Source organism: Mesorhizobium sp. M5C.F.Ca.IN.020.32.2.1 (assembly GCF_004023105.1).
GTDB classification, from domain to species: domain Bacteria; phylum Pseudomonadota; class Alphaproteobacteria; order Rhizobiales; family Rhizobiaceae; genus Mesorhizobium; species Mesorhizobium wenxiniae.
Genome location: NZ_RZSX01000145.1, coordinates 1 through 9551, shown reverse-complemented (window position 1 = coordinate 9551; position 9551 = coordinate 1). Strand labels below are relative to the sequence as shown.

Annotated in this window: 9 protein-coding genes; 6 read left to right on the top strand and 3 right to left on the bottom strand. The window is 61.0% G+C overall.

Features of this window, described 5'->3' with window-relative positions; genetic code table 11:
• Positions 1–891, bottom strand: an 891-nt coding sequence (locus EOA86_RS10050; RefSeq protein WP_128341479.1) for a PAS domain-containing protein, incomplete at its 3' end; no start/stop codon positions are given.
• Positions 892–1450: 559 nt separating this feature from the next.
• On the opposite strand from EOA86_RS10050, the gene EOA86_RS10045 reads away from it, so the two are divergent.
• Positions 1451–2728 carry an FAD-binding oxidoreductase gene (locus EOA86_RS10045; protein ID WP_128341477.1) on the top strand — a complete coding sequence of 426 codons (1278 nt, stop codon included), beginning with the start codon at positions 1451–1453 and terminating at the stop codon, positions 2726–2728.
• 388 nt (positions 2729–3116) lie between these two features.
• Here the strand turns inward: EOA86_RS10045 and EOA86_RS39335 are convergent, their stop codons facing one another.
• Positions 3117–3377 carry a hypothetical protein gene (locus EOA86_RS39335; protein WP_206523222.1) on the bottom strand — a complete coding sequence of 87 codons (261 nt, stop codon included), beginning with the start codon at positions 3375–3377 and terminating at the stop codon, positions 3117–3119.
• 716 nt (positions 3378–4093) lie between these two features.
• Between EOA86_RS39335 and EOA86_RS10030 the strand changes: the two genes are divergently transcribed.
• Positions 4094–4360 carry a hypothetical protein gene (locus EOA86_RS10030; RefSeq protein ID WP_127208113.1) on the top strand — a complete coding sequence of 89 codons (267 nt, stop codon included), beginning with the start codon at positions 4094–4096 and terminating at the stop codon, positions 4358–4360.
• A 240-nt stretch (positions 4361–4600) separates the two neighbouring features.
• Here EOA86_RS10030 and EOA86_RS10025 read toward each other — a convergent pair whose 3' ends face one another.
• A complete protein-coding gene (locus EOA86_RS10025; RefSeq protein WP_128341473.1) occupies positions 4601–6310 on the bottom strand; it encodes an ABC transporter ATP-binding protein in 1710 nt (569 codons plus the stop codon).
• Positions 6311–6469: 159 nt separating this feature from the next.
• Between EOA86_RS10025 and EOA86_RS10020 the strand changes: the two genes are divergently transcribed.
• The 4 genes from EOA86_RS10020 to EOA86_RS10005 form a co-directional block, all read left to right on the top strand.
• Positions 6470–6787, top strand: a complete 318-nt coding sequence (locus tag EOA86_RS10020; protein ID WP_128341471.1) for a DUF2218 domain-containing protein — start codon at positions 6470–6472, stop codon at positions 6785–6787.
• Positions 6784–7686 carry a siderophore ABC transporter substrate-binding protein gene (locus EOA86_RS10015; RefSeq protein ID WP_128341469.1) on the top strand — a complete coding sequence of 301 codons (903 nt, stop codon included), beginning with the start codon at positions 6784–6786 and terminating at the stop codon, positions 7684–7686. The genes EOA86_RS10020 and EOA86_RS10015 overlap by 4 nt, the downstream gene beginning before the upstream one ends.
• The gene (locus EOA86_RS10010) at positions 7683–8663 is read left to right on the top strand and encodes an iron chelate uptake ABC transporter family permease subunit (RefSeq protein WP_127208116.1); all 981 of its coding nucleotides are present in this window, start codon (positions 7683–7685) and stop codon (positions 8661–8663) included. Before EOA86_RS10015 ends, EOA86_RS10010 begins: the two co-directional genes overlap by 4 nt.
• Positions 8656–9551: iron chelate uptake ABC transporter family permease subunit (locus EOA86_RS10005; protein WP_128341467.1), on the top strand; the 896-nt coding region annotated here is incomplete at its 3' end. The genes EOA86_RS10010 and EOA86_RS10005, both read left to right, overlap by 8 nt.

Below are 9551 nucleotides of genomic sequence, written 5' to 3'. Positions count from 1 at the left end.
GTAGTCGCCGAGCCGCACCGTCTCGCGTTGCGCCTTCTTGCTCCATCCAAGCAGCCGTTCGGCAGCATTGCTCTGGTAAATGAGTTCCCCCGAACTTGCGTCGGTCATCCATACCGGCAACGGATGATGCTTGATCAGGAAACCGAACAGATCCTCGCGCTGCTTACGTTCCGTGATGTCCAATACGCCGATGATGAGCGAGGGGCGCCCGTCATAAACGCCGCGACGGCAGTTGGTCGAGCACCAGACGGTCGATCCGCTTGTGTTTCTAAGCTGGATTTCGTGATCCCGCACGATCTCGCTGTTGCTGGCGAGAGAACTGATTTCATCGAATTCGCCAGTATTCACGAAATGATCCGTCAGGAATTGCGGCTCGTTCGGGGTCCATTTTCGGCCAAGCAGGTTCGACGCATCGAGGCTTTCGTAGACGATTTTCCCGCTTCCCGCGTCCACCACCCAAACGGGCAGCGGGTGACTGTCCGTGATGCAGCGGAATATCTCCGCGTTTTCCCGGTGCGCGATCTGCGCTCGCTTCATGTCGGTAATGTCGACGCTTACCAGGGCCATGCCACCATTCGGCCGAGGATGTGCGGTGAGCAACTTCCACCGGCCATCCAATGTCTCAGCTTCAACTGGAGGGTTGTCGATTTGCGTCCATCGCGCAGCGGCGCTTTCAGCGAACGCGTTGCCCGGCTCGATGGGGCGGCCGTCGAAACTCTTTAGATGTGAGAGGGCTTCGGCGACTGCGGCAATGGCATCCATCGGCTGCATCTCGCCGCGATCGAGCTGCTGGCTTCCAAATATCTGCGGATTGCTACCAACGAGGACATTGTTGGCGTCAAAAAGGGCATAGCCTGTGTGTGTGTATGTGACCGAATTGTCAGGCCGCATGGTCGTTCCCTTTGTTCACGTGATCGCCCGAGGGCGGATACTAGACCCTCTTTGTTTCAGCATACATTCAGACGCCGCGTGATTTGTTTCAACTGTTTCGGCGCGTGGGAATCTTCGCCAGCGCTGACGTGAAAACGAAACTCTACCCAATCCTCCGGAAAAACGGCGGAAACACGAATGTCCTAGGTTGCACGGCCGATAACACGGCTCGAGCAAACGACCGGACCATAACCAGTCACAAAGTGCCGCCTGTCATCCCCGTGGGGCGCGCGCTGAAACAAACGAAACACTCCCACCGCACCACAGAAAAACGTCTGAAACGAAGGCGGTGTATGACAAAAAGAGCCGCAGATGCGGCAAATTCAACCGGCAAGCGCAAATGTCCGACGCCCAGGATGAACAATCTATTCTTGGCGAGCGTCGACGCGTCTTGCTCTGAAACCTGAGGGTTCAATATGGATAAGCCAGTTACTTCGTACGATTTCCCCGACAGGCTCCTCGCGACCTTATTGACCAAAACCATCCGGCCTATGAAGAGGCTCGCGGGCTCTACAACGCTATGATCGACAAGCGGCCGCGCTGGATCGTCCCCTGCGCCGAAGTCGCCGACGTCGTCGCGGCAGTCAATCATGCCCGAGAGAAGCATTTGGTTCTTGCCATTCGCGGCGGCGGCCACAACGGTCCAGGCTTCGGCAGTTGCGACGGCGGAATGGTCATCGACATGTCGCCGATGAAACGGGTCGATATCGATCCCAGGACTCGCACGGTCCGCGTCGAGGCCGGCTGCACCCAAGGCGATGTCGACCGCGCCACCAGCGCTCATGGGCTGGCGGTGCCGGCGGGCCTCGTCTCGACCACGGGCATCGCCGGACTGACGCTGGGCGGCGGTACCGGCCATCTAACGCGCAAACACGGCCTCACCATTGACAATCTGCTTGCGGCCGAGGTCGTGCTGGCCGACGGCAGCGTCGTGACGGCAAGTGAGGACGAACACCCGGAGCTGTTCTGGGCGCTGCGCGGCGGCGGCGGCAACTTCGGCGTCGTGACGCGCTTCACATTTCAGGCGCATCCGGCGAAGGATGTCTATGCCGGGCCGATCTTCTTCGACATCGCACATGCCGTAGAGATCATGCGTTGGTACCGGGACTTCCTGCCCGGAGCGCCGCGAGAGCTCGGGATGTTCTTCGGCATCAAGACGGTGCCCTCCTGCGACCCTTTCCCGCGCGAGATCTGGGGAAGGCGCATCTGCGCGCTAATCAGTTGCTACAACGGCGCGGAGGAGGACGGCATCCGAGCGATGCAGCCCGTGCGCGACGCGCTTCCCAAGCCTCTAATGGACGGTATGATGCAGATGCCCTTCGTCGATCTGCAGGCGCTGTTTGATCCGCTGCTGCCGAAGGGCTTGCAGTGGTACTGGAAGGGCGATTATGTCGACGAGCTGTCCGATGCGGCCATCGGTGCCCATGCCGAGCACGGCTCGAAAACCCCGAGCGAGCTGTCGCTGATGCATCTCTACCCGATCGACGGAGCGGTCCAGGAAGTGGCTCCGGACGCCACCGCCTGGGGAGCGCGGCGAGCGCGTTGGTCCATGGTTATCGCCGGCATCGACCCCGACCCGACGAAGGCGCCGGAGCTGAGGCGCTGGGCAAGCGAGTATTGGGCCGCGGTGCACAAGCACAACCCGCATGGTGGCGCCTATATCAACTTCATGATGGATGATGAAGGCGAAGCGCGCGTACGCGCCGCCTACGGCGCCAACTATGAGCGGCTCGTCGCGGTCAAGCGCAAATACGATCCGGCGAACCTCTTCCGCGTCAACCACAACATCCGGCCGTAAGCGGAGGCTGAGCCTGTCCGTCCTTGGGTCGCGCCGAGGCGGACAGGCCTGTGGCATGTGGAAGCCGGTGTCGCGCCCATCGAGGAAGATTCTCGTCGAATCTCCGACGAGAACGATATGCGACGGCTGAAGGTCGGCTCCCGGAAAGCCGTTATTCAGCATGTGTTCTGGATGGACGGGATATTGACCTGCCCAGACCTTCCTTTTCCCCAGGAGAAGGTCGTGAAAGGACGCAGGCATGACCTACGCAGGCCGTGTTGGCCTGGCAGGAACAGTTTTGGCGTTAGTTAAAAAATCACCGCCATCAGTGCTCGTCAGCTCGCGCTCGCCTCCAGCAGCCGGACGAGTTCGGCCTGCCTGCGCACGCCGGCCTTCTCGAAGACATGCCTTAGATGCGCTCTGACCGTGTGGCCGCGATGCCGAGCCGGGCAGCGGCGTCGCGCCCGTTGCCATTGAGATTTTCCAGGACGACGTCAGCCTCCGCCGGATTCAGTCTGAACCTACGATCCAGGTCCTGCCTTCGCTCGTGCTGTTCTCGTTCAGGATCGGTGACCATATGGATCACCACTGGCCGCGCAGCGCCGAGCCAGGACGTGTCGATCGGACGGCGCGGAAAGGACACTCCGCGAGATTGCGGGCGGCCTTCCATTCGTTCCGGGCCGCTCGGCTACGCGCCAGAGTGTTCGCAACCTTGTCGACTTGATCCTTTCTGGATCCGGAGCAAACGACTCGGACCACAACCATCCACAAATGCGGCCCGCCCCGTCGCGCGTGCCCCTGAAACAAACGAAACACTCCCACCGCACTACAGAAAAACGCCTGAAACGAAAGCGGTGTATGACAATAAGAACCGCAGATGCGGCAGATTCGATGGGCGAGACACAAGTATCCAGCGCCATGGACGAACATCTAGTCTTGTCGAGGTGCCGACGCGTCTTGCTCCGAAACCTGAGGTTCAAAATGCATAAGCCAGTTACTTCGTACGATTTCCCCGACCGGCTCCGCGCGAGCCTTGTTGACCAAAACCATGCGGCCCATGAAGGGGCTCGCCGGCTCTTACAACGCCATGATCGACAAGGGGCAGACGTCAACCCCGCCACGCGACGGCTGATCGGGAACAGCCGCCATTCATACAGGCCGCGTTGACGCCGCCGAATGGTGATCATCTCGGCTGCTATCAAGCAGCCCTCCGAACAGCGCACGAACGTAACAAGACAAACCGTGCGCTGAACAACCTGCTGCCGCAAATCCAGAAGGATAGCGGTTGGTCGGTTTGCCCAAAGGGCATGAAAGACGGCTCATTGATGCGGTGCGGGGCACGGCGCGTTGAGGCCAAATGCTAACCCTCAAAGGTGGAGAATTGAAATGCTTAAGATCGTTCTTGCCACTGCCACTTTCCTGTTTGCCTCCGGCATGGCTCTTGCCGGCAGCGACCACTATGGCTCCGACTACAGCCATGGCTCCGGCTATTCGAACACCGGTCACCATTCGATGGTGTCCGACAACGGCTACGCGGCCGACCCGAGCGGCACAGCGAGTGTCAGCACGACCGACAGCGCACCGACCTCGGCAGGGAATTCGATCTTCGATATTCCTGGGCCCGGTTATGGCCAGGGGATCTGGGGCCGCTGATACCAGCGTTCGGCCGGCACGGTCGAGATTAGACCTCCAAGCGGCGGGCGCGCCCGCCGCTTGGAATCACCTCACAGCCAGAAAGATCTTTGCCGATCTCGAACCGTGGGCTGGAGCGGGCTTGGGGGCCTGTCCACGTCTTTCGCCGCCGAAGTCAGGCGATCGTCCACAGCGTTGCGCGGCCCGATCGGGTGCGTTTCAGTAGAACTCCCCTCGGCTTCAGCTTTGAGAGCTGCGTCGTCAGTCCGTAGCCTCGCCCAGCCGTGAGTAAGCACCGCCAAGCGCCACCAGCTCATCATGCGGACCTTGTTCGACAATGCCGGTATCGGCGACCACCACGATGCGATCGGCCTTGCGGATCGTCGCCAGCCGGTGTGCGATCACCAGTGTCGTTCGGCCTTCCGCAAGCTCTGCCAGCGACTGCTGGATCTTCCGCTCGGTCTGCGTGTCGAGTGCCGACGTCGCCTCGTCCAGGATGAGGATTGTCGGGTTCTTCAGGAACATGCGCGCGATTGCCAGGCGCTGTTTCTGACCGCCCGAAAGTTTTACGCCACGCTCGCCAATGATCGTATCGAGGCCTTCCGGCAGTGAAGCGATGAGTTCGTGGAGGCGCGCGCGGCGCGCGGCCTCGACGATCTCGCTATCGACCGCGTCCAGCCGGCCATAGGCGATGTTCTCGCGGATCGTTCCGCCAAACAGGAACACGTCCTGCTGCACGATACCGATCTGGCCGCGTAATGAGGCCAGCCTCATGTCGCGGATATCCAAACCGTCGATCGTGATGGCGCCGCTGTCGACGTCGTAAAAACGCGGCAACAGCGAGCACAGCGTCGTCTTGCCGGCGCCGGACGGTCCCACGAAGGCGATGGTTTGTCCGGCTGCTATGTCGAGATTGATGTTCTTCAAGACCGCCCGTTCGCCGCTATAGCCGAAGGTGACATCCCGGTAGCTGATGTTGCCTTGGAGCGTCGGTGCGTCAACAGCACCAGGCCGATCCGCGATGTCCGGCTCAGTGTCGAGGAGAGCCGCATAACGGCGGAATCCGGCGATGCCTTTCGGATAGGTTTCGATCACCGAATTGATCTTGTCGATCGGCCGGAAGAACACATTGACCAGGAGCAGGAAGCCAACGAAGCCGCCACTGGAAAGTTCGCCACGCAGCACGAGGTAGCTTCCGGCAATCATTACCACCAGTTGGATCAACCGCATGCTCATGTAGCTCAGCGACGTGCTGGCGGCCATGATGCGATAGGCATCGAGCTTGGTCTTGCGGTAGCTGGCGTTGTCACGCGCGAACAGATTGCGCTCGTGATCTTCATTGGCGAAAGCCTGCACCACGCGCATGCCGCCGACATTCTCCTCGATGCGAACGTTGAAATCGCCGACCCGCCCGTAAAGCGCCTGCCAGTTGCGCGTCATGCGCGCGCCATAGCGGCTTGTCACCCAGGCGACGAGCGGCACAATTGCCGCCGTAATCAGTGCAAGCTGCGGATTGACCAGGAACATCAGCGCGAAAGCGCCGAGGAAAGTCATGATCGCGATGAACAGGTCTTCCGGGCCATGATGGGCAACCTCGCCGATCTCCTCCAAGTCCTTGGTGACGCGGGCGATGAGGTGACCGGTCTTGTGGTTGTCATAGAAGCGGAACGAGAGCTTCTGCAGGTGATCGAAGCTCTTCCGGCGCATCTCGGTCTCGATATTGATACCGAGCATATGACCCCAGTAAACCACGACCGCCATCAGCCCGGTGTTCAACACATAGATGGCAAGCAGGCCGGCCGACGCAGCAAGTATCAACAGCCACTGCTGAGTCGGCAGCAGTTCGTCGACGAACAGCTTGACCGCCATCGGAAACCCGAGCTCCAGCATGCCAGACAGAACCGCACAGCAGAAATCCAGGATGAACAGACCCTTCCAGGGGCGGTAGTAGGAGAAAAATCTAAGCAGCATTGGAACGCTTTTTCTGTTCGAAGGTCTGGACTGCCAGGAGCATGGCAATATGGGGCTGTCGCTACAGGCATTCTTGCGGGCGACTGCTCATGAGGCCGACCTTGTCTGGAGGGATAGCTTACGATAAGTGGAGTGTAAACGTCATATTATGAGGACTCCATGCTGACTGCAACCACGCGCTGCGAAACACCGAATGCGGGCAAATATATCCAGCAGCTATGCAAACATTTCGCGCACAAGGTGGAGGTCGCTTATGGCGAAGGGCATGGGCAGTGCCGGTTTTCCTGTGGCACAGCTACAATGAATGCCGGTCTCGAAGAGCTGGCCATAATGGTGGAAGCGGCCGACACCGGCGCATTAAACGAGACCAAGCAGGTCATCGAATCGCATCTCGCCCGGTTCGCCTTCCGCGAAAATCTCCAGCCGCTGGCCTTGGCGCGATTGAGGCGTCGTTTTCGACACGGAGCATGCTCATGAAATGGCTCAAGTCGGTCCTGGCGTTGCCGGCACTGGCGCTTTTCCTCGTTCAGGCGTTCGCAACCGAGATCGAAACCGCGAAAGGCCCGGTGACGGTCGACAAGACGCCGCAAACGCTCGCGGTGTTCGATATTGCGGCAGTCGATACGCTGAACAGCCTGGGCGTGAAGATTGCCGGTCTGCCCGATAAACTCTATGTGCCCGAACTCGCAGGATTGAAGGACGGTGCGGAAATCGTCGGGACCCTCTTCGAGCCCGATCTGGAGGCCCTGAGCGCGCTGGCGCCGGACCTTATCATTGTCGGCGGGCGCTCCTCGCCGCAACTGGCGGCGACGAGCCGGATTGCGCAGAGCATCGATATGACAATGGAGGGCGATGACCTTTTCGCGCAGGCAAAGCAGCGCCTGATGGCTTACGGCGCTCTCGTCGGCAAGCCGGCCGAGGCGGCGGCGCTTGCTGCGGAACTCGATGCCGCGCTTTCGTCGACACGTGCCGCCGTCAAGGGCAAGGGTACGGCTCTCATCCTGATGACCAGCGGCCCGAAAGTGACTGCCTACGGCAAGACGTCCCGCTTCGGTTGGCTGCATTCGGCGCTCCAACTCACGCCGACCGTCGAGGATGTTGAGGCCGCCACCCACGGCGAAGCGATCTCCTTCGAGTTCCTCCGCGATGCCAATCCGGACTGGCTTATCGTGCTCGATCGCGGCGCGGCGATCGGTTCGGGCGAGCAGAATGCCAGGGCAACGCTCGACAATGAACTGGCGGCCGAAACCACGGCCTGGAAGAAAGGGCAGGTGGTCTACATGCCGGCAGCCGATTTCTACATCGCTGCAGGCGGCGTCCAGTCGACGATGCGCGTGCTTGAGGCCATTCGAGACGCTTTCTCGCAGACCAAATGACCGCTGGATCGCTTGGCATTCAAGGCTTCGCTTATCAGGCAATCGGCGCCGCAACCCTGCTGGCGCTCTTTGTGGCCAGTTTGTTCGTCGGTGTCGGCGAGCTCGCCATAGACAGTCTGGCTTCAGATCCGGAAGCGTTGCGGCTGATCATGATCAGCCGCCTGCCGCGGACACTAGCGGCACTTCTGACCGGCAGCGCCTTGGCCATCGCAGGGCTTGTGATGCAGACGCTTGCCCGCAACCGTTTCGTCGAGCCGTCGACGGCGGGAACCGCGCAATCGGCGGCGCTCGGCATACTGGTCGCTACGCTGGTGTGGCCAGATGCATCGCTTGGCTGGAAAGCAGCCGGCGCTGCCGTCACCGCTCTCGCCGGGACATCCGTTTTTCTCATGCTCGCCCATAGGCTGCCGCCTGCACAACCTTTTCTCGTTCCGCTGTTCGGATTGGTCTATGGCGGCATCATTGGCGCTACCGCGATCTTTACGGCATGGCACCTCGATCTTCTGCAGTTTCTCGAAGTGTGGATGACGGGCGAGTTTTCCGGCATCCTGCGCGGGCGCTATGAACTGTTGTGGGTTGCGGGCGCATTGGTCGTATTGGCTTGGTGGACAGCCGACCGCCTGACGATGCTTTCGTTGGGCAGGGAGGTCAGCATAGGGCTCGGCCTGAACTATGCCGGCATGCTTCGGCTCGGCCTGATTATCGTCTCGGCCATCACCGCTCTGACCGTGGTTGTTGTCGGAACGATCCCGTTCGTCGGCCTTGTCGCGCCCAACATCGTATCGCGCTTCGCTGGCGAAAACCTGCGCCACACCTTGCCATGGGTCGCCGGCAGTGGTGCGGCGTTGGTGCTTGCTTGCGATATCATTGGCAGGCTCATCCGTTTCCCTTACGAGGTTCCGGTCGGCACGATCCTCGGCGTCGTCGGGGCTGTGCTTTTCCTCATCCTGCTGCTTGGCCGAAACAGCAATGACTGAAGTCGTGATGCAACGCGGCCCGATGCGACTCGAGGGCCGCCTCGCGATGATGGCGGCGGTCGCAGTGCTGGTCAGCGTCGCGTTCATGACGATCGGCCTGCGCGGCAATCTCGCCTTCGTGATCGAACTGCGTGCCCTGCGGCTGGCGGCGATGGTTCTGGTCGGCGTGGCGGTGGCGGTTTCGACGGTCGTGTTTCAGACCGTTTGCGCCAACCGCATCATCACGCCATCGATCATGGGGCTGGATGCGCTCTACGTCTTTTGCCAGACCGCGCTTGTTTTTGCGCTGAGCGGTTTCGGCTTTGCCGGCATCGATCCCCGCTTGCACTTCCTCGGCAATTTCACGGTAATGAAGAGCCTCGCGCTGGCGCTGTTCCTGCCGATGCTTCGCCGGCGTTTCGACCTGACGCTGATGTTGCTGACGGGCGTCGTGCTGGGCGTTCTGTTCCGATCGCTGACGACGTTGCTGGCGCGGCTGCTGGATCCGAACGATTTCGCCGTGCTGCAAGGTGCGGTCTTCGCCAGCTTCAATACAGTGGAACCCGATCTCATGCTGTTGGCCGGCGTGATCACCGTGGCGGGAGTCGCCATCGCCTGGCGGGCGCGACATGTTCTCGATGTGCTTGCGCTGGGCACCGACACAGCCATCGGGCTCGGCGTCGCGTGGCGCGGCATGGCTGCCGGGCTGCTGGTTCTTGTCGCCGCGCTCGTATCGGCGTCGACGGCGCTGGTTGGGCCGATGGCGTTTTTGGGCCTGCTGGTGGTTTCGCTCGCCGAACGCATCGTCGGCACCAACCGACACGCCATCCTTCTGCCGGCAGCCGCGTTCACGGCGATAATCGTGCTCGTGGGCGGCCAGACAATCCTCCAGCACGCTCTGGGCGGGGA